This is a genomic window from Bacillus sp. FJAT-49711 (assembly GCF_018343715.1).
Lineage (GTDB): Bacteria > Bacillota > Bacilli > Bacillales > Bacillaceae_C > Lederbergia.
Genome location: NZ_JAGYPL010000002.1, coordinates 1,258,001 through 1,277,525 on the forward strand (window position 1 = coordinate 1,258,001; position 19,525 = coordinate 1,277,525).

Below are 19,525 nucleotides of genomic sequence, written 5' to 3' on the forward strand. Positions count from 1 at the left end.
AAATATTTACAAAAAAAGGGAACTGGGTCGAAATAGACTGAGCGTTACCTTTTTTTAAAAAATAGAATGAAAGCGACTGGAAAATTTTTACTTTTAAATCAAAAGTTACATTTATTGGTTATCGTGCAACACTAGTGGTGAGTGCCTGGCACTCACACAACTTGGGTGCATTGCATTTCAAACGTCCACTCGCATTTTAGTGTATTGTCATATGATAGATCATCCTGTGATAAAGGTGGTGTAAGTGTATGAGTGGTGGCGGTAATGGAGCAGGTGGTTTTGCGTTGATCGTTGTTTTGTTTATTTTGTTGATCATTGTAGGAACTGCTTTTGTTGGCGGAGGTTATTATTAAAATGTTCTTTCAAGGGATGGGCGATGATTCGTCTGTCTCTTTTTCCGTTTTACGGAAAACAGGTCCTCCACGCTTGGGGGACCTGTTAGATTAATGCCCTAACTAATAACGGTTTTACGTGGGCATAAATTTCATCGAATTGAGAAATAGGGAGAGGATTTTGCCCGAGTCCAAGTTCAATTGTGAATCCTGGCCTGCGGAAGTCTTGAATGAACCAATCTTTATATCCAGCAAAGCTATCAACGTAGCGAACTGCTGTATAACCGCTTAGCCTTGCGAAATCATTCGCGAGTGTTTCCGATTCAGGGGGCTCCAATCCTTCATAGCCCCAATAAATTTCTCTTCCTTGTGTATGCAATGCAAGAAGGCGAGCAAAACTTTCGTTTCTGACAAGGTCAGCCATTGCCTTTGTTTCTGGCTCGGATAATGGGGAAGAGCCTGGATAATCCCGTGGACCCGGAACCTTAGGTTTTCGTTCTTTCTCAAACTCCCAATTCGCCGGGAACTGTTTATTCAAATCAACTCCGCGAATATTTGCTTTCCATCCTGAAAAATCTGTGCTTCCTCGATTCAACCGAATGACTTCCTCGCGTTTCGCAGCAGGAGGGCCGTTTAAGACAAGGCTGACGCCGTCGGGATTTACCATTGGAACAGCGGAAAGCTGGGATTGTTGATAGATGGATAATGCTGATACTCCACTAATATTTTGACCATTCGTTAATGCAAGCAAATACTCATTTAAAAATTTCATTAAAATAGGCGAGGTAATCCATTCATTTGCATGGAAAGAGGCATTCATTTGAATTTTTCGGTTGGTTTTCCCAACACGTAAATCGTACAGCGGTAAATTGTCCACACTTTTACCAGCTTCTCTTCTTCTAATGAAAGGATAGATAGCCAATAACTTTTCAATGTCTGCTTTCATTTTTTGGAAATCGTAATGATCTCTGCTATTCATCGTTAATGCCGTGACTCTCAAAGGTAGACGAATGTTTTGGCCAACCTGTAGTTGACTTGGATTTATATTTTGATTCATGAGCAATAGGGCATCGATATTAAGATGATGTGATTGGGCTATTTTCCAAAATGTATCCCCAGAGCGAATGGTGTAAGTATGTTCTGTAAATCCAGGAATTTTTATCAGCTGCCCTACTTGGAGAGCATTCGGATTAATACCCGGATTGGAATCAATGATCAAAACTGTAGGAATAAAAAATAACTGGCTGTAATGCCAAAGTGTATCTCCTGACCGGACTCTTATCTCCATTTACGTCCCTCCAAAAAAAGCTTTATCAATTTAGTAGTATGTGAAAAGCTAAGAAAGATGACAGAAACCTCTTTTAAAGGATGGATAGGTAGGCGAAAGGGATAGCTCTCTGTAAATTGTTCCGGAATTCCCGGTGAAATGAGAACCTTAATTAGTTTCGTCGAGAATAAACGTGGAATTCTCGACGAAATGTAAAACGTAATTAGATACATCGAGAATAAGCATGGAATTCCCGATGAAGTTTACATATTTACAAATATCATCGAGAATCGTTGCAGTCTACAATTTTGCGCAAAGAAAAGAAAGGGTTCCCTAAGCCTTCAACTAACAATTGAAACTTCTCCTTCAAAAATTTCACCAAGGATAAGAGCACATGCTCCGATGGCTGTTCCGTATGATCCGAGATTAGAACAATAAATCGGAGTGGATTTTGCCTGGCTTGTCAGTCCACGCTTTAAGATTGTTTCTTTTATTTTAGGTAAAATAATGGGGCTGGCATTTGCAACTCCGCCGCCAATAATTATTTTTGCTGGATTTAATATGTGAATTAAATTTGTAAGTCCAATCCCAATGTATTCCCCTGTTTTTTCTAAAATATCTTTAGAAAGTGCATCTCCACTTATTGCCGCTTCAAATACAGTTTTCCCCTCAATTTTAGTTAAGTCGCCTTCAATCATTTTAAAAAGAATTCCATCTGAATGAATATCAATTTGCTTTACAGCTGCTTCCGCAATAGCTGGTCCGGAAATTAACGTTTGCCAACAGCCAATATTACCGCAAGAACAGCGATTTCCATTTAGATCAATTGTCATATGGCCAATTTCCCCGGCCAAATCATATTTCCCGTGAAAAATCCTTCCATTTAAAACGATTCCAGCACCGACGCCATTACCGATATTAACTGTCACAATGTTTTCATCCTTTTTTTCTTCCATAAACCAATATTCACCAAAAGCCATCGCCCTTACGTCATTGTCTATTCTCACAGGAACATCAAATTCAGCTTCTAGTATTTTTTTTATCGGAATATCCCTTAAGTTCAATCCAGGTGCAAATAAACTTGTCCCTTTATCCACATCAACCGCACCATGCATGCCAACCCCAATGCCAATCACTTCTTTCGTCTCATGTTCAGAAGTCAAATTGGAGATCGTCTCATTTATAAGTGCAAGTAAATCATCACCGGAAATTGAAGAAGGAATAAGCTTTTGCGTTTTATTAATTGCATTTCCGGATAAATCAATAAGAATAGCACGAATCTTTTTCGCTCCAACATCCAATCCTATAATATAGAAGCGTTCACTATTGATGATTAATAATGTAGGTTTTCGACCGCCAATGGATTCACCTTGCTCGCTTTCGATTACAAATTCTTTCTCAATCAACTCGCTGACGAGGCTGCTCACAGTCGGCGGAGTTAATTTCGTTTCTTTCGCAATTTGGGCACGAGAAATCGGTCCATCCGTGCGAATTTTATTTAAAATAATCGTTCGATTTAAAGATTTCATCCATTGAAAGCTACCTTTTTTCATGAAAAAGCACTTCCTTAATATTTAAAAATATTGTTGCAAAACAATTACTCATATAATACCATATAAGTAAATTAAATTAATTAACAAAGTCGACTTTCATGAAAATTTTTTAAAAGTAGTTCATCATAAAATAAGAGGTGACAAGTCATGGAAAAAATGAAAGAATTACGCGAAAGGTTTACCGAAGTTTATGAGGGAAATGGAGAAATTCGTACATTCTTTGCACCTGGAAGAGTGAACTTGATTGGCGAACATACAGATTATAATGGTGGTCATGTATTTCCGTGTGCACTAGATGTTGGTACAACACTATTGGCACGGAAAAGGGAAGATAACCTTCTGCGTTTTTATTCAATGAATTTTCCAGAAATAGGTGTAATTGAGTCCCAGTTAGATACTCTTTTATATGAAGAAAAAGATGATTGGGCAAATTATCCAAAAGGTGTGATTGATGTCCTGCAAAAAGCAGGGATATCGATTCCATCAGGAGTAGATTTACTATTTTACGGGAATATACCAAACGGTGCGGGTCTTTCTTCGTCTGCATCCATTGAGCTTGCAACAGGTGTGATGCTCAACGAATTATTTGAATTAAATATTGATCAAATACAGCTCGTTAAATATGCTCAAATGGCTGAGAACAATTTTGTCGGTGTAAACTGCGGAATCATGGACCAATTTGCAAGTGGAATGGGAAAGGAAGGGCATGCGATATTACTTGATTGCCAAACCTTGGAATATACATATAGCCCGCTGCAATTATCAGATCATGTGCTTGTTATTGCTAATACGAATAAACGCAGGGGCTTGGCTGATTCTAAGTACAATGAACGCCGATCTGAATGTGAAAGAGCTCTCGCGCAATTACAAACAGAGCTTGATATTCAATCACTTGGTGATTTGACAGTGGATGAATTTGAAGCCCATAAGTATATCATTGAAAATGAAACCGACCGCAAACGCGCGAAACATGCCGTATCAGAGAATGCCCGTACTCTTGTTGCCGTTGAAAAACTAAATGAGGGTGATCTCGAAGCTTTCGGAAAATTAATGAATGCATCACATTTATCTCTAATGAAGGATTACGAAGTAACAGGTGAAGAGCTGGATGCTTTAGTTGAAGCTGCTTGGAATGAGGATGTGCTAGGTGCAAGAATGACAGGTGCAGGCTTTGGCGGCTGTACGATTAATCTAGTAAGTAAAGAAAAACTGGATGATTTTATAAAAAATGTCGGAGATGCGTATGAAGAAGCTACTGGTTTAAAAGCTGATTTTTACGTCGTGGGAATCGGCGATGGAGCTAGAGAAATATAAAACCAAGGAGGAATTTGGATGGCGATTTTAGTATGCGGTGGAGCTGGATATATAGGAAGTCACGCGGTAGCGGAATTACTGGCACGAGGGGAAAAAGTGGTTGTTATCGACAATTTGCAAAAAGGCCACTCTGCGGCGCTCTCTGAAGGAGCGGTGTTTTATGACGGAGATTTGCGGGATGAACCTTTTCTAGATCTTGTTTTTTCTGAAAATAACATTGATGCCATTATGCATTTTGCTGCAGATTCATTAGTCGGAGAAAGTGTGCAAAATCCGCTTCAATATTACGATAATAATGTTGGCGGTGCGATTTCTCTTGTAAAAGCAATGAACAAATACAATGTAAAAAATATTGTTTTTTCGTCAACAGCAGCAGTATACGGGGAACCTGAGGAAATTCCAATTCTTGAATCTGTTTTAACAAACCCAACGAATCCATATGGTGAAACGAAACTTGCCATTGAAAAAATGTTGAAATGGTGTGAAGGGGCTTATGGTATTCGTTACGTTGTACTTCGCTACTTTAATGTTGCGGGTGCACATACGAACGGGGTAATCGGAGAAGATCACACTCCTGAAACGCATTTAATTCCAATTATTTTGGAAGCGGCACTTGGAAAACGAGACGAAATTGCTATCTTTGGCGATGATTACGATACACCGGACGGCACATGTATCCGTGACTATATTCACGTTATGGATTTAGTAGATGCCCATATTTTAGCGATTGAAAAGCTGCGGAAAACCGAAAGCAGCGGCACGTACAATTTAGGAAATGGCAATGGATTCAGTGTGAAGGAAGTTATTGATGCGTCACGAAAAGTGACCGGAAAAGAAATCCCAGCCGAGGTAGCACCAAGACGCGCGGGTGATCCTGGTAAGCTCGTTGCATCATCTGAAAAAGCGAAAAAAGAACTCGGCTGGAAGCCAAAACACGCTTCAATTGAATCTATGATTGAAAGTGCTTGGACTTGGTTCCAAAAACATCCAAATGGGTATGTAGAGTGATTTAATATGCGGGAGAGGGTCACGAGGAATATTATTTCTATACTGTGTGGCATTACTCTTACAGTAAGTCCCAACTGTCTACTCCATACCGGAAAATCCCCGCACAGCAATTAGAAAAAGGAAAGTGGCGATCACATGTATATATATGAAGCTTTGGAAGAGCTCATACAATATGGATTGAAAAAAAGACTCATTGAAACGTGGGATGTTGACTTTGTACGGAATGAATTGCTGGCCACGTTGCGTCTTGAAGAATGGAAATCTGTTGATGTGCAGGACCCGGACGATCATTCGCCCGCAAGAATTCTTGCCGCCATTTTAGATTGGGCTGCAGAACATGATAGGCTGCCACACAATACGGTTACGTTTCGCGATTTACTCGATACGGAATTGATGAGCAAGTTTATTGCTCGTCCATCGACGATTATTCACAACTTTTATGAAATTTATAAAACAGAGGGAGCAGAAGCGGCGACGAGTTTCTTTTATCGCTTAGCGCAAGACTCTCATTATATTCGAACAGATCGGGTGGCTAAAAACGAGCATTGGTTTTCGCCGACTCCTTATGGTGATCTTGAAATTACGATTAATTTATCGAAACCGGAAAAAGATCCTGTTGCCATTGCCGCCAATAGAAATAAAAAGGAAGCTGCTACATATCCAAAATGCTTGCTTTGTAAGGAGAATGTCGGTTATGCAGGGAGAGTCGACCATCCAGCGCGGCAAAATCATCGAATCATTCCTCTAAACTTAAATGGAGAAGAATGGTTTCTGCAATTTTCACCATACGTTTATTATAATGAGCATGCAATTGTTTTTTCAGGTGAACATCGCCCGATGAAAATATCTAAAGCCGGTTTTGAGAGATTGCTTGCTTTTGCAGATCAGTTTCCTCATTATTTCATCGGTTCTAACGCTGATATTCCAATCGTTGGAGGATCGATATTGAGCCATGACCATTTCCAAGGCGGAAATCATATTTTTCCAATGGCAAAAGCGGAAATGGAAGAAATCTTTACATTTCCGGGGTACGAAGGAGTTGAAGCAGGCATCGTGCGCTGGCCAATGTCTGTCATTCGCCTTCGTGGGAAGGACCGCAAGCAAATTGCCGATCTTGCGGCATATATTTTAAACACGTGGAAGTACTATAGTGACCCTTCCGTGGAAATTCAAGCAACAAGCGGAGCTGAACCTCATAATACGATCACTCCCATTGTTCGCAAGGTAAATGGAAAGTTCGAATTTGATCTCGTTTTAAGAAATAATAGAACGAGCGATGAACATCCGCTTGGCATTTTTCATCCTCATGATGAGGTTCACCATATTAAAAAAGAAAACATCGGTTTAATCGAAGTGATGGGTCTTGCCGTGTTGCCTGGACGGTTAAAAGAGGAACTTCAACTCGTTGGAGAATATTTACTTAAACCTGACTATAAAACGAATCTTTATAAAGATGACGTCACTAACAAACACGCGGATTGGGCGTGCAAAGTGATGGAAAACCATCCAGAATTAAATGAAACAAATGCTCAAAATATTTTACGAGAGGAAGTAGGTCACGTCTTTTCTACTGTCCTTGAACATGCTGGTGTTTTTAAAAGAACGCCGGAAGGTCAAGCAGCATTTAAGCAATTTTTCAACCATTTGATAAAAAATTCTTAAGTCAGCCCACGTGCTGACTTTTTTTCATTGTCTAGCACCAGGCGCAGGCCCTCGAGGCCAAATAACCTGAGTCAATAAAAGTAAAGACCGGACTTTTTTGACTCAGAACTTTACTTGTCGGAGGCTCGCAGGATGCGGGTCAGGAAGGCGTTGCGACGTACAGGGAAGTACTAGTGCAGGCGAAGCGACAGGACGTCGCTGCACTGAGCATGCAACAGGACGTTGCGCCTTTAGCCTTCCTTTCCCCTTCAGGCGTCTTTCGCTTTTCCAACCTCGCCGTGTTTCCTTTATCTCGAAGTTTGTACGTTGCTAAACAGGCGCCTTGCACTTTTCTTATAAAAAAGTCCCATCATATGGTAAACTGAAGTGGATAAGAAACTTATTAGGATGGAGTGTCAGAATATGCTGGGAGCGATTGAAGCGGGCGGTACGAAATTTGTTTGTGCAGTTGGGACAAAGGAAGGAACCATCATTGAACGGATTAAAATAGATACGTTGACTCCGGAAAAAACGATGCCTGAAGTGATAAACTTTTTCAAAAAACATAATGTGGAAGCGCTTGGAATCGGTTCTTTCGGTCCTGTCGATATTGATAAAAACAGTCATACATATGGAAATATAACCTCAACGCCCAAAACAAGTTGGATTAATTTTCCTTTTCTTAAGACGATGGAAGAAGCACTACATATACCGATTGAATTCAATACAGATGTAAACGTTGCTGCGCTTGGAGAATTGATGAAAGGCGCTGCTCAAGGTCTGGATAGCTGTTTATACATCACAGTGGGTACAGGGGTTGGAGCAGGAGCCGTCGTTCAAGGGAAATTGCTTCAAGGTCTTTCTCATCCTGAAATGGGGCATGTGCTAGTAAAAAGACATCCCGATGATTCATTCGTTGGAAACTGTCCTTATCATAAGGATTGTCTTGAAGGAATGGCGGCTGGCCCTGCGATTGAAAAACGTTGGGGGCAGAAAGGCCATGAACTTCAACAAAATCAAAAAGTATGGGAAATAGAAGCTTATTATCTTGCCCAAGCACTCATGCAATACATTTTAACGATCTCACCGAAAAGAATCATTATGGGCGGAGGGGTTATGAAGCAAGAGCAAATTTTTCCACTCGTTCGAAATCAAGTTCAAAAATTATTGAATGGGTATGTTCCGCTGGTGCAAATTACGGAACAGATTGATGAGTATATTGTCCCACCAGCACTTGGAGATGACGCAGGGATAACGGGTGCATTAATGCTTGCAAAGCACGTTTTAGAATCAGAATAAAATGACAAAAACCAACATATTCGATGGAGAATATGTTGGTTTTTTGTCAAATAGTTCGAAAGTTCTAGTTAGAGTGAATAATTGGAAGTATCAGATTTTCGGATTGACAAATGATATAAACTTTTCTATGATTTTTTAAAGATGATAAATGTCTTTAGTATAATCATTTATCATTTTGTCACCTAGAGTCTTTAACCTTCTTTGTGCAAGCGCTTTCCATATTTAGGGGTACTTAAAACTAGAAAACGGGGTGCAAAGTATGACAAAAAGAAAAGTTTTTAGTTTTTTGACAATCATTTTGTTAGTGTTTTCAATGGTTGGATGTAGTAAATCTTCTTCAGGGGAGAAAGACGGAAAAGTTACTCTTACTCTATGGTATTGGAATCGGTCGATTGATGATGAGTTAATCAAAAAGGCAAGTGAGCAGTTCCCTGACATCAATATCAAGGCACAAAAAATTGATGGCGGCGAGTATAAAACAAAGCTGCAAACAGCCTTAACAGCAAGTACAGGAGCACCGGATATTGTTGGATTAAATGACTGGGTCACAGAATTTTTACCGAATCATGATAAGTTTGTAAATCTATTAGACTATGGTGCTGATAAAATAAAAGATGATTATTTAGAGTGGAAATGGAACTTTGGATTAACACCTGATCAAAAGAATCTAATTGCTCTTCCTATGGATACAGGTCCAACTGCTCTATTCTATCGCGAAGATTTATTTGCTGAAGCAGGTTTGCCTACAGATCCTGAAGAGGTCTCAAAAGAAATAGCAACTTGGGACGACTATATTGCAGCGGCTGAAAAATTACAATCCGCTACTGATGCAAAAATGTTCGATACGATTAATAGAGTCTATACTCAATCTTTAAGTCAAGGCGATAAGGCTTATTTTGATGAAAGTGATAATTTTATAGGCGATTCTGGCAATATTAAAGAATCATGGGATAGAGCCATCACGGTACATAAAAAGGGCTTAGCGGCCAATACAGAGGGCGATGGACCGGAGTGGAACGCAGCAATGAACAATGGACAAGTAGCATCATTTATCGGAGCTGTATGGATGAAAAATATATTGAAAGATGCCGCACCTGATACTGCAGGTAAATGGAGAGTTGCTAGAGCTCCAGGTGGAGATGGAAACAACGGCGGATCTTTTATTGGTGTTTTAAAAAGCTCTAAACATCCAGAAGAAGCTTATAAAGTCATTGAATGGATGATGAATCCTGAAAACCAACTTCAATCCTATGTCAAGATGGATTTATTCCCTTCTACTCCTAGTATCTTTGAAGACGAAAAAATGAGTAGTCCAGAGGATTTCTTCGGAAACCAAGAAACGACGACAGTATTTTCGGAATCCGCTAAAAATGTAAAGCCTAGATACTTTGGTGTTGATTATTCTCGGGTTAACTCCATTTTTGACGAAGCGTTAACGGATATAGCTAGATCAGGTAAAGATCCTGATAAAGCGTGGGATGAAGTACAGGATAAAGTTAAGAAAGAGCTTGGCAAATAATAATAAGTGTGTGCAAAAAAGGAAGAAACACCGATATATCTTTTTAGCATGAATCTTTGAACATTCTCAATAAGGAATCAGATGAGAAATCTTATCTGATTCCTTATCATCATAGAACGATTGTTTTCAACGAATAGAAGTTGAAAAGGAGAGAATTTTATGGAACACCCAGTAAAACCACAAGAAGCGCTGAGCAGCCCTATAGGGGTTGCCCCAAAAAGACAACTTTGGAAAGAAATTTATAAAAATAGGGCACTGTACTTATTTATATCGCCTTTCTACATATTGTTTATCATATTTGGATTGTTTCCGATCATATTTTCTTTATATTTATCGTTCCAAAAATGGGATGGAATCGGCGAAATGGAATTCGTGGGTTTAAAGCAATTTAAATATTTAATATCCGATTCAATGTTCTGGCAGGCAGTAGGCAACACCTTTATTATCTGGTTTATTTCGACCATTCCAATGCTTTGTGGCGCGCTCGTTATTGCCTTTCTATTAAATGCGCCATTTGTACGCGCTAAAGGGTTCTATCGATCCGCTTATTTCATTACGAACGTTACCTCGATTGTCGCTGTTACGATAATTTTCCAATCCATTTTTGGAAATCAGTATGGGTTGTTGAACTATATTTTAACGACAGTAGGAGCGGAGCCCGTTAAATGGTTAGATTCTAGTTTTCTTATAAAAGTGGTTATCGCTTCAATGGTTGTTTGGCGATGGACCGGTTATAACGCGATTATTTATTTAGCCGGGTTGCAAGCCATTCCCACAGATTTATATGAAGCGGCAAAAATTGATGGAGCGAATACGAGGCAGCAATTTCTCCATATTACGATTCCTTTGTTAAGGCCTGTTATCCTTTTTACAATTCTAATGACAACGATTGGATCCATGCAATTATTTACGGAGCCGCAAGTATTGCTTGGAAATTCCGGTGGTGTTGGCGGAGCTGGGATGACCATTACCCTTTACATGTATAAGCAAGGGTTTGTTGACAATCAGTTTGGTTACGCTTCAGTCGTATCCTGGGCATTGTTCGTCATCATAGCTTTATTCTCGTTAATCAATTGGAAAATATTTGATAAAGCTGGGGCTAGATAAGACAAGAGAGGATGGATTTTTATGAGAATAAAGTCAATAATAATGCATGTTTTATTATTGATCGGGGTCGGAATATCCATTTTTCCGTTTTACTGGCTTACAGTGATGTCAACCAATAAAACGAGTGATATTTTGAGATTTCCTCCCAAGCTTGTAGTTGGTTCAGAGTTGATAACGAACCTTACAAACGTATTTAGTAACGTAGACTTTTTCCAATCGTTTTTGAACACGTTGTTTGTTACGGTTATGCAAGTCATTTGTGTACTGTTTTTTTGTTCGCTTGCTGGGTTTACTTTTGCAAAATTCCAATTTCCGGGTAAAACATGGCTATTTGGTCTATTGCTCGTAACAATGATGATTCCATCCCAGTTATCCTTTATCCCGTCCTATATTATCATTTCGAAAATCGGATGGGTTGGAACGTATAAAGCGTTAATCGTTCCTGGTCTAGCGAATGCGTTCGGAATCTTTTGGGTAAGGCAATTTTCCCAAGAAGCCATTAATGATAGTCTGCTAGATGCCGGTAGACTTGATGGATGCAGTCATTTTCGCTTATATTGGAATATTGCACTGCCCATTCTACGGCCAGCTTTAGCTTTCTTAGGGATTTTTTCCTTTATCGGCGTATGGAACGACTATTTATGGCCATTAATCGTGTTGAATGACCCGGCACGATACACATTGCAATTAACTTTATCTCAACTTAATGGAATTTACACAACAGATTACGGAATGGTTATGGCAGGAACTTTACTCGCTACATTACCGTTAATTATTATGTTTCTATTTGTTAGTAGACAGTTTATTTCAGGAATTGCTGCTGGAGCGGTTAAGGATTAAATTTCAAAGTATAAAAAGGCTTAGGGGATGCAAATATCTCTAAGCCTTTTTTTCAGTTCATTAGACACTAAAGCTAGTTTGATGAATAAGCGGAAAAATTTCTTCTATTAATGAAATAGCACTCAAAAAAGCCTAAATAGACGGAAGAATTCCGACTATTGACTCGAAAAACATGAAAATGGATACTTTTGCCTTGCTTAATCGGAAAAATTCCGCTTATATCCCCTGAATCATGCTCTATTCTGCAGTATAACCGGAAAAATCCCCCTTATTTTAAGTGTCACGTTACTCAAAAAAACTAAGGGAATTTTTTTAGAATGTTGATCAATATAAACCGGGTTCAATTCATTTCGAAGGCACGTCCACCTCAAGATACAATTTCTCACCTTCAAGGATCGTAGCTTGTCCATTCGTCATATCAATGATCCATTCGTTAAACTTTTCCACTTCTGCATCTTCTACGTAAACTTCAAGCTCAACTTGATCGGAGTAATGAATTTCTTTCAGTTGGTATCGTGATGCACGCAATTCATTCTCAAGTTTTCCGAGCCAAGAATAATCCGCCTCCACATGCATAACAGTCATTAATTTCCGTTCCACAACTCCAACGGCGTTCAGTCCTTCTGAAGTCGACTTTCCGTATGCACGTATTAACCCGCCAGCTCCTAGCTTAATGCCTCCGAAATATCTCGTGACAACAACAATCGTATCTTTTAAATCACGCTTTTTTAATACTTCTAGCATCGGAACGCCTGCAGTTCCACTCGGTTCCCCGTCATCATTCGCTTTTTGGATTTGATTATGCTCTCCAATCAAATACGCGGAGCAATTATGATTCGCATTCCAATGCTTCTTTTTGATTTCTTGAATAAATTGTTGAGCTTCCTCTTCTGTTTCGACACGTTTTATATGTGCAATAAATCTTGATTTTTGTATGATGATTTCATGTTCTCCCTGCTTTTTTACAGTAAAATAGTGCAGAAGCAAGAAATCAGCCCCTCTCCACAATATGATTGTAAGAAAAACTTAATGTGTAACAAAATTATACATGATATAATAATGAAATAGAATCATATCAACTCTTTCTGTAGGTCTTTAAGACTGTCGTGTAGGTAAAAAGAACGGGTCGGGAGATTAAAATTTATAAAAATTCCGGTAATTTAGAATTATTTTAAAGAAAAGTCACTCCAAAAATAGTTGAAATATGCAAATTAATGTAAAATTAATTTAATGCGTAAAGGGGGGTATCCCTCGAGGTACATAATGCCACTAAGAAAAGTAGATGTTAAAGCTTTGGATTTTATTGTAGAGCAAATGATTGATACTGTGGACAAGAGTAAAGATGAGATTTTTCGCATCGGCGAGCAATGTAGACAGGAGCATGATTCTTTAATAGCGGAATTAAAAGAGATTAAAGAACAAGTGAAACAAGTCATTGTTGAAGGCGATGATCTAGAAATAAAAGCTAGACTCGCGAGAAAACGACTCTCCGAGGTCAGTAAAAACTTCCGAGCTTATAGTGAAAAAGAAGTCCGCGAAGTATATGAAAATGCACATGATCTTCAAACGAGACATACAATCAACAATCAGTTTGAAAAGCAATTGCGGCTCAGACGTGATGACTTGGAAAGAAGGCTCTTAGGTCTTCAGGAAACAATTGATCGCGCTGAAACTCTCGTCTCACAAATTACAATTATCTCTAACTATCTCGTTAGTGATATTAAAGATATTGGTGAAGTATTAGAAGATGCTAAAATGAAACAAGACTTCGGACTCCGTATCATTGAAGCGCAGGAAGAGGAAAGAAAACGGATTTCTCGAGAAATTCATGATGGGCCTGCACAGCTGCTAGCCAATGTCCTCATACGTTCCGATTTGGCTGAGAAGGTTCATAGAGAATTTGGACCTGAACAATCTTTAGTTGAAATTCGGAGTTTAAAAGAAATGATTCGAGCGGCGTTATATGAAGTACGTCGAATTATTTATGATTTACGTCCAATGGTGCTGGATGATTTAGGACTCATCCCTACATTACAAAGATATTTAGCAACCGTTGAAGAATATAACAAAGTAGTCAAGTTAGACTTTGTTCATATAGGAGAAGATAAAAGACTTCCCTCAAAATACGAAGTGGCGATTTTTCGTCTCATTCAGGAATCAGTTCAAAATGCACTGAAGCATTCAAAAGCAACTGTAATTACAGTTAAATTTGAACGAAGGCGTGACAGTGTATCTGTAGTTGTAAAGGATAATGGCATAGGATTTAATCCCGATGAAAAGAAAAATGGTTCGTTTGGATTGATTGGCATGAAGGAACGACTTGTTATTCTTGAAGGAATCCTAGCCATTGAATCAAGCCCAGTAACTGGTACTGCGATCAAAATGCAAATACCATTATTGGATTAATACATGAGTGGCAGTTGGACAAGTGCCCTTACAATTAAAGGAAGACTATCCAACTTTTAAACTATAAAAAATGCTAAATATAGAGGCATGAGGGGGAATTATTAGTGTCAACGAAAATCGTAATTATTGATGATCATCAATTGTTTCGTGAAGGAGTTAAACGCATTCTTGAATTCGAAAAAACGTTTACGGTAGTAGCTGAGGGTGAAGATGGCTCCGATGCAGTTGAGCTTGTAGAAAAATTTTCACCGGACGTCGTGCTTCTTGATATTAATATGAAAATGACAAACGGCATTGAAGCTACGCGTCAGCTATTAGAAGCATACCCAGAAACAAAAGCAATGATTTTATCCATTCATGACGATGAAGCATACGTAACACACGCATTAAAAACAGGAGCTTCAGGCTATATGCTAAAGGAAATGGATTCAGATGAACTCATTGAAGCTGTAAAAGTTGTAGCGGACGGCGGTTCATACATACACCCGAAGGTTACCCACAAACTAATTGGTGAATATCGCAGACTAGCAAATCAAACGAATAGTGGAGGCGGCTACCAACAGCCTGAAGTTCAAGTTCCACTTCATCTATTAACGAGCAGAGAATGTGAAGTATTGCAGCTTCTTGCCGACGGAAAAAGTAATCGCGGCATTGGCGAAACACTTTTTATCAGTGAAAAAACAGTCAAAAACCACGTAAGCAACATCCTTCAAAAAATGAATGTCAACGACCGCACCCAAGCAGTAGTGACTGCCATTAAAAATGGCTGGGTCGAAGTTAGGTAAAAATGAGAGAATCCATTCAGACTAAGTTTGAATGGATTTTCTTTTGTGCTTAGTGGTGGAGGTGCCCTTGCGCATTGGGAAACCGGTGGGAATGCAAGAATGAGGTGGTAATCGTGCCCTTGTGCGTGCGGAAAATGGTGAGGGGGTCACGAATAGGTGTTAATCGTGCCCTTGGACGTGGGGAAAACAGTGGGGAGGTCACGAATAGGTGTTAATCGTGCCCTTGGACATGGGAAAAGCAATGGGGAGGTCACGATTAGCTGCTATTCGTGACCGTGAGCAAAGAAAGAATGTTGAATAGGTCACGATTAGGTGTTTAACAACAGTGACTCTATCATTTGCTTCAATCATAATGGATGGGCAGGCTCCTCTACTGAAATGCCTCTTTTCAAAAGTAGATTAATTGGATAGAATGTAGAGAAGAATAAGGAAGTAAGTGAGGTGTATATATTGAAGACGGCAGTTGTGACTGATAGTACTTCCTACATACCGAAGCATATACGTGAAAACTTAAATATACATATGATTCCATTAAGTGTTGTCATTAACGGTGAGACGTATCGGGAAGAGATTGATATTTCCGGTAAAGATTTTTATGAAGAAGTTCGGAATGGGCAAAAGCTTCCAACTTCAACTCAGCCTCCTATTGGGGAATTTGAAGAACTATATAATACATTGGCTAAAGATTATGATGCAATTATTAGTATTCATCTTTCAAGCGGTATTAGCGGAACCTTTCAAGGTGCAGTCGCAGCAGGCGATGTTGTGGAAGGCGCAAAAGTATATCCTTATGATTCTGAAATCAGTTGTATGGCACAAGGTTTTTATGTTCTTGAAGCTGCCATGATGGCTCAATCAGGGAAAGATCCTGCTGAAATACTCACGCGTTTGGACGAATTAAAAGCATCCATGAGAGCCTATTTTATGGTAGATGATCTATCTCACTTGCAACGAGGCGGCAGACTTTCGAGTGCGCAAGCTTTAATTGGCAGTCTATTAAACATTAAGCCTGTTCTCCATTTTGTTGATAAAGTGATCGAACCATTTGAAAAAATCCGTACTCGTAAAAAAGCGATGAAGCGAATTGAAGAATTGCTTGGAGAGGATGCTCGTAAAGGAGTACCATTGCAGGCGACGATTATCCACGCTAATCGAGTAGAGGAAGCGGCGGGCTGGAAACATGAATTATCTATGCTCTATCCTAATGTCGAATTTACTATTAGCTATTTCGGTCCCGTCATTGGCACCCATCTCGGTGAAGGCGCAATGGGACTTTGTTGGACAATTAAATAACAGAGGGGAGGCACTCCTTCCCACTGTTTTTATAAATTATAAACCTCGAGGTGATTAAGTGTGAAAATTATCCCCGCTGACCTTCAACTCTTTCTCTCCGGTCGTTCCCTTCTTGCTTCAGAAATCCCTTTTCCTCCCGAAAAGTTGGACCAGCAAATTTCCATAGGAAACATTAAAACGCTGCATGGAATTGTTAAAAAGTCAAAAAGATGGCGATGTAACCGATGTGCAAATTCAACTCAAAGGCTATTTGCACATTATCCGTGTGCCAATTGTAATAACGAAAAAGGATGTTTTTATTGCCGCAAATGCATTATGATGGGACGAGTTTCTTCATGTACGCCATTGTACACTTGGTGCGGTCCTCCTGTTAACAACCTTCCAAAATCTCCAATTAAACTCCCACGTCAAAAAATGACTAGAACATCAACACCAAGTCTAAATCTTCCGATCAAATTCCATTACTCCTATCTTTCATGGGATGGAGAACTATCATCCGGCCAGAAACATGCTTCACAAGCAGCTATCCAAGCAGTTAAAACAAAAACAGATATGTTAATTTGGGCGGTTTGCGGAGCTGGGAAAACAGAGGTGCTTTTTGAAGCTATTGATAAAGCGTTGCTCGCAGGATACCGGGTTTGCGTTGCAACACCACGAACAGATGTCGTTTTAGAGCTTGCACCACGATTTAAAAAAGTCTTTCCACAAATAAAAGTTGCCGCTCTTTACGGAGGAACAGAAGATCGAAACGAATACGCTGCACTCACCATTTCAACAACGCATCAGCTCATGCGTTTTGAAAAAGCTTTTGATGTTATGATCGTGGATGAAGTTGATGCTTTTCCGTATTCTTACGACAAAAGCTTGCAATGGGGTGTTAATAAATCTACTAAACAGCAGGCAACCCGCCTGTTTCTAACTGCTACTCCAAATGAAAAATGGCAAATGGAATGTAGATTAGGGAAACGAAATCATGTTAAAATCCCTGCCCGCTATCACAGAAAGCCGCTGCCAGTTCCAACATTTAAATGGTGTGGCGATTGGAAGAATCAATTGGAAAAAGGCAGAATCCCCAAAATTGCCACAGCTTGGATAAAGGAACGGCTCAATTCGGACAAGCAGGCACTCCTTTTTTTACCCCATATAGAACTGATGGAAAAAGCACTCCCGCTATTTCGCAAACTACATCCAGGGATTGAATCTGTTCACGCTGAAGATCCCTTAAGAAAAGAAAAAGTTGAAAAAATGAGACAAAAAAAGATTCCGTTACTACTCACAACAACCATATTAGAAAGGGGAGTGACATTTCCGAATATCGATGTTGCTGTTATTGGAGCGGAGGATGATATTTTTACGGAAGCGGCTCTCGTTCAAATCGCGGGCCGAGTCGGTAGGAGTTCAGAGTTTCCAACAGGGAATATCACTTTTTTCCATCACGGGCGAACGAAAGCAATGATACGCGCACTTATTCATATCGATAATATGAACAAAGAAGCTTTGCGAAAGGGGCTGATCGATAAATGACAAACTATTGCTTATACTGTGACGCACTAATAATGAATGAAATGGATTGGGTTAAAATAATTTTTCCGAGAAAAGACTCGCCTTTATGCATAAAATGTAGAGAAAAACTGAAACCAATTAACGAAAAACCTTGCACTATTTGCTCAAGACCTTTAATGGAACTTGATTCTAAATTCATTTCTCAGCAAACATGTCTAGACTGTGTTCGATGGGAGCAGGACCCAAGATGGAAAGGCACACTTGATAAAAATATTTCTATCTATGTTTATAATCATTTTTTAAAAGACCTTATTGCACAATTCAAATTCCGTGGCGACTATGAGTTGGCAAAAGCTTTTTCCCCGGAAATATCCGCACAATTGAAATCCCTCGAATATGATCTCCTCGTTGCGATTCCGCTAAGTGATGAGCGTCTAAAGGAACGTGGGTTTAACCAATCAGAGGCCCTCGCACGTGAGACGGGATTCATCACATGGGACCTGCTAATTCGGACCCACTCGGAAAAACAATCAAAAAAGTCACGTGAAGAGCGCCTCTTACAACAACAAGTATTCGATGTAAAACAACCAGCTATGATTCCAGGGAAAAGTATTCTGCTTATCGATGATATATACACGACAGGCTCCACTCTTAGACAAGCATCCAAAATATTGAAACAGGCTGGAGCAAAACAAGTTCGTTCATTGACGATTGCAAGGGGTTAACAAAGAATAAATTTTGCCGATAAAAACAATAAGAGGATGGTTAAAAGGGGTTTATACAATGGATTTATTAAATTGCCCGAACTGCGGCGAGGTCTATGTGAAAAATTCAGTTCGTGATGTATGTGATAAATGTTACCGCGAGGAAGAAGCACTTTTTGATAAAGTATACCGATTTTTACGTAAGAAAGAGAATAGAGCAGCCAGAATAGAAAGTGTTTCCGAGGCAACGGGTGCTCCTGAAAAATTGTTGTATAAATGGGTCAAGCGTGGTCGATTACATACAGCACAATTTCCTAACTTAGGTTATCCTTGTGATCGATGTGGGAAAATTATTCGTGAAGGCCTGATATGTGAAGGATGTGCAACAGGTATAATAGGTGAGCTTGAAACATTTGAAATGGAACAAGAACGCGTTGAAAAATTGCATAAATCGGTTTATTATTCGCAGGAACGTAGAAAATAGTAGAAATTTGGCGAAAATATCCAGTAAACTTTTTTGTCGTACACCCGATAATAAAAGTACAAGACAAATTGTTCCAACTAGATGGAAAGTTAGGAGGGACTGAAATGAAAATTAATCCTTTTCGATCAGTGGAGATGAACCCGTATAAAAAGCAACTAAATAAGCTGGAGAAAAAGCCCGCAACCGCCAAAACAGATAAGGTGGAAATCTCTGCTGAAGCAAAAGAAATGCAGAAACTTCCGTCTATCGTGAAGGAACGGGAAGTGCGAGTGGCGGAATTAAAAAATCAAGTCCAAAACGGCAACTATAAAGTGGACTTGAAAGAAGTTGCAAAAGGTATTGCGAAATTTTACAAATTATAAAGTTTAATTAAATAGTCAGCGACAAATCGAATGGATTCGAAGCATTGCTCATGGAGGAGCAGCTAATGAAACGCGACGAAGAGGGAAAAGAGCCTAATTTTAGCGGCT

19 protein-coding genes are annotated in these 19,525 nt (G+C 39.4%); 16 read left to right on the forward strand and 3 right to left on the reverse strand.

Features of this window, described 5'->3' with window-relative positions; all coding sequences use genetic code 11:
- Positions 1 to 248: 248 nt before the first annotated feature.
- Positions 249 to 353: a YjcZ family sporulation protein gene (locus KHA96_RS13350; RefSeq protein ID WP_213129752.1), complete on the forward strand. Its 105-nt coding sequence runs from the start codon at positions 249 to 251 to the stop codon at positions 351 to 353.
- 85 nt (positions 354 to 438) lie between these two features.
- Here KHA96_RS13350 and KHA96_RS13355 read toward each other — a convergent pair whose 3' ends face one another.
- Positions 439 to 1,620, reverse strand: a complete 1,182-nt coding sequence (locus KHA96_RS13355) for a M14 family metallopeptidase (protein ID WP_213129753.1) — start codon at positions 1,618 to 1,620, stop codon at positions 439 to 441.
- Positions 1,621 to 1,940: 320 nt separating this feature from the next.
- A complete protein-coding gene (locus tag KHA96_RS13360) occupies positions 1,941 to 3,152 on the reverse strand; it encodes an ROK family transcriptional regulator (protein ID WP_213129754.1) in 1,212 nt (403 codons plus the stop codon).
- A gap of 156 nt (positions 3,153 to 3,308) precedes the next feature.
- Here KHA96_RS13360 and KHA96_RS13365 point away from each other — a divergent pair, with 156 nt between their 5' ends.
- From KHA96_RS13365 to KHA96_RS13395, 7 genes are all read left to right on the forward strand, one after another.
- Positions 3,309 to 4,466, forward strand: coding sequence for a galactokinase (locus KHA96_RS13365; RefSeq protein ID WP_213129962.1), 1,158 nt, complete (start codon positions 3,309 to 3,311; stop codon positions 4,464 to 4,466).
- Positions 4,467 to 4,484: 18 nt separating this feature from the next.
- Positions 4,485 to 5,474, forward strand: coding sequence for a UDP-glucose 4-epimerase GalE (gene galE / locus KHA96_RS13370; RefSeq protein ID WP_213129755.1), 990 nt, complete (start codon positions 4,485 to 4,487; stop codon positions 5,472 to 5,474).
- A 135-nt stretch (positions 5,475 to 5,609) separates the two neighbouring features.
- Positions 5,610 to 7,136 (forward strand): UDP-glucose--hexose-1-phosphate uridylyltransferase, encoded by a 1,527-nt coding sequence (galT, locus tag KHA96_RS13375; protein WP_213129756.1) that lies wholly within the window; start codon positions 5,610 to 5,612, stop codon positions 7,134 to 7,136.
- Positions 7,137 to 7,538: 402 nt separating this feature from the next.
- Positions 7,539 to 8,414: an ROK family protein gene (locus KHA96_RS13380; protein WP_213129757.1), complete on the forward strand. Its 876-nt coding sequence runs from the start codon at positions 7,539 to 7,541 to the stop codon at positions 8,412 to 8,414.
- A 259-nt stretch (positions 8,415 to 8,673) separates the two neighbouring features.
- Positions 8,674 to 9,933 (forward strand): ABC transporter substrate-binding protein, encoded by a 1,260-nt coding sequence (locus KHA96_RS13385; protein ID WP_213129758.1) that lies wholly within the window; start codon positions 8,674 to 8,676, stop codon positions 9,931 to 9,933.
- Between the two features lie 159 nt (positions 9,934 to 10,092).
- Entirely contained in the window at positions 10,093 to 11,040 is a 948-nt protein-coding gene (locus KHA96_RS13390) for a carbohydrate ABC transporter permease (RefSeq protein ID WP_213129759.1), read from the forward strand.
- Between the two features lie 21 nt (positions 11,041 to 11,061).
- Positions 11,062 to 11,880, forward strand: a complete 819-nt coding sequence (locus tag KHA96_RS13395; RefSeq protein WP_213129760.1) for a carbohydrate ABC transporter permease — start codon at positions 11,062 to 11,064, stop codon at positions 11,878 to 11,880.
- 345 nt (positions 11,881 to 12,225) lie between these two features.
- Here KHA96_RS13395 and KHA96_RS13400 read toward each other — a convergent pair whose 3' ends face one another.
- On the reverse strand, positions 12,226 to 12,867 hold the full coding sequence (locus tag KHA96_RS13400) for a YigZ family protein (protein ID WP_213129761.1): 642 nt from the start codon (positions 12,865 to 12,867) through the stop codon (positions 12,226 to 12,228).
- Positions 12,868 to 13,143: 276 nt separating this feature from the next.
- Between KHA96_RS13400 and KHA96_RS13405 the strand changes: the two genes are divergently transcribed.
- The 8 genes from KHA96_RS13405 (at position 13,144) to flgM (ending at position 19,417) form a co-directional block, all read left to right on the forward strand.
- Positions 13,144 to 14,286 (forward strand): sensor histidine kinase, encoded by a 1,143-nt coding sequence (locus tag KHA96_RS13405; protein WP_213129762.1) that lies wholly within the window; start codon positions 13,144 to 13,146, stop codon positions 14,284 to 14,286.
- Between the two features lie 104 nt (positions 14,287 to 14,390).
- Entirely contained in the window at positions 14,391 to 15,071 is a 681-nt protein-coding gene (locus KHA96_RS13410; RefSeq protein WP_213129763.1) for a response regulator, read from the forward strand.
- A 450-nt stretch (positions 15,072 to 15,521) separates the two neighbouring features.
- Positions 15,522 to 16,364, forward strand: coding sequence for a DegV family protein (locus KHA96_RS13415; protein WP_213129963.1), 843 nt, complete (start codon positions 15,522 to 15,524; stop codon positions 16,362 to 16,364).
- A gap of 184 nt (positions 16,365 to 16,548) precedes the next feature.
- A complete protein-coding gene (locus KHA96_RS23370) occupies positions 16,549 to 16,683 on the forward strand; it encodes a hypothetical protein (RefSeq protein ID WP_349305748.1) in 135 nt (44 codons plus the stop codon).
- Positions 16,680 to 17,888 carry an ATP-dependent helicase ComFA gene (locus KHA96_RS13420; protein ID WP_349305749.1) on the forward strand — a complete coding sequence of 403 codons (1,209 nt, stop codon included), beginning with the start codon at positions 16,680 to 16,682 and terminating at the stop codon, positions 17,886 to 17,888. The genes KHA96_RS23370 and KHA96_RS13420 overlap by 4 nt, the downstream gene beginning before the upstream one ends.
- Before the next feature lie 155 nt (positions 17,889 to 18,043).
- Positions 18,044 to 18,592: a ComF family protein gene (locus KHA96_RS13425; protein WP_249315512.1), complete on the forward strand. Its 549-nt coding sequence runs from the start codon at positions 18,044 to 18,046 to the stop codon at positions 18,590 to 18,592.
- A 58-nt stretch (positions 18,593 to 18,650) separates the two neighbouring features.
- Positions 18,651 to 19,055: a TIGR03826 family flagellar region protein gene (locus KHA96_RS13430; RefSeq protein WP_213129766.1), complete on the forward strand. Its 405-nt coding sequence runs from the start codon at positions 18,651 to 18,653 to the stop codon at positions 19,053 to 19,055.
- A 104-nt stretch (positions 19,056 to 19,159) separates the two neighbouring features.
- Positions 19,160 to 19,417, forward strand: coding sequence for a flagellar biosynthesis anti-sigma factor FlgM (flgM, locus tag KHA96_RS13435; RefSeq protein WP_213129767.1), 258 nt, complete (start codon positions 19,160 to 19,162; stop codon positions 19,415 to 19,417).
- The last annotated feature ends 108 nt before the right edge of the window (positions 19,418 to 19,525 follow it).

Coding starts and splice junctions, on each gene's coding strand:
- galE (WP_213129755.1), top strand. CDS start 4,485: ATGGCGATTTTAGTATGCGGTGGAGCTGGATATATAGGAAGTCACGCG.
- KHA96_RS13420 (WP_349305749.1), top strand. CDS start 16,680: ATGATGGGACGAGTTTCTTCATGTACGCCATTGTACACTTGGTGCGGT.
- KHA96_RS23370 (WP_349305748.1), top strand. CDS start 16,549: ATGGAATTGTTAAAAAGTCAAAAAGATGGCGATGTAACCGATGTGCAA.
- KHA96_RS13405 (WP_213129762.1), top strand. CDS start 13,144: ATGCCACTAAGAAAAGTAGATGTTAAAGCTTTGGATTTTATTGTAGAG.
- KHA96_RS13385 (WP_213129758.1), top strand. CDS start 8,674: ATGACAAAAAGAAAAGTTTTTAGTTTTTTGACAATCATTTTGTTAGTG.
- flgM (WP_213129767.1), top strand. CDS start 19,160: ATGAAAATTAATCCTTTTCGATCAGTGGAGATGAACCCGTATAAAAAG.
- KHA96_RS13350 (WP_213129752.1), top strand. CDS start 249: ATGAGTGGTGGCGGTAATGGAGCAGGTGGTTTTGCGTTGATCGTTGTT.
- KHA96_RS13390 (WP_213129759.1), top strand. CDS start 10,093: ATGGAACACCCAGTAAAACCACAAGAAGCGCTGAGCAGCCCTATAGGG.
- KHA96_RS13365 (WP_213129962.1), top strand. CDS start 3,309: ATGAAAGAATTACGCGAAAGGTTTACCGAAGTTTATGAGGGAAATGGA.
- KHA96_RS13360 (WP_213129754.1), bottom strand. CDS start 3,152: ATGAAAAAAGGTAGCTTTCAATGGATGAAATCTTTAAATCGAACGATT.
- KHA96_RS13355 (WP_213129753.1), bottom strand. CDS start 1,620: ATGGAGATAAGAGTCCGGTCAGGAGATACACTTTGGCATTACAGCCAG.
- KHA96_RS13395 (WP_213129760.1), top strand. CDS start 11,062: ATGAGAATAAAGTCAATAATAATGCATGTTTTATTATTGATCGGGGTC.
- galT (WP_213129756.1), top strand. CDS start 5,610: ATGTATATATATGAAGCTTTGGAAGAGCTCATACAATATGGATTGAAA.
- KHA96_RS13380 (WP_213129757.1), top strand. CDS start 7,539: ATGCTGGGAGCGATTGAAGCGGGCGGTACGAAATTTGTTTGTGCAGTT.
- KHA96_RS13425 (WP_249315512.1), top strand. CDS start 18,044: ATGGAACTTGATTCTAAATTCATTTCTCAGCAAACATGTCTAGACTGT.
- KHA96_RS13430 (WP_213129766.1), top strand. CDS start 18,651: ATGGATTTATTAAATTGCCCGAACTGCGGCGAGGTCTATGTGAAAAAT.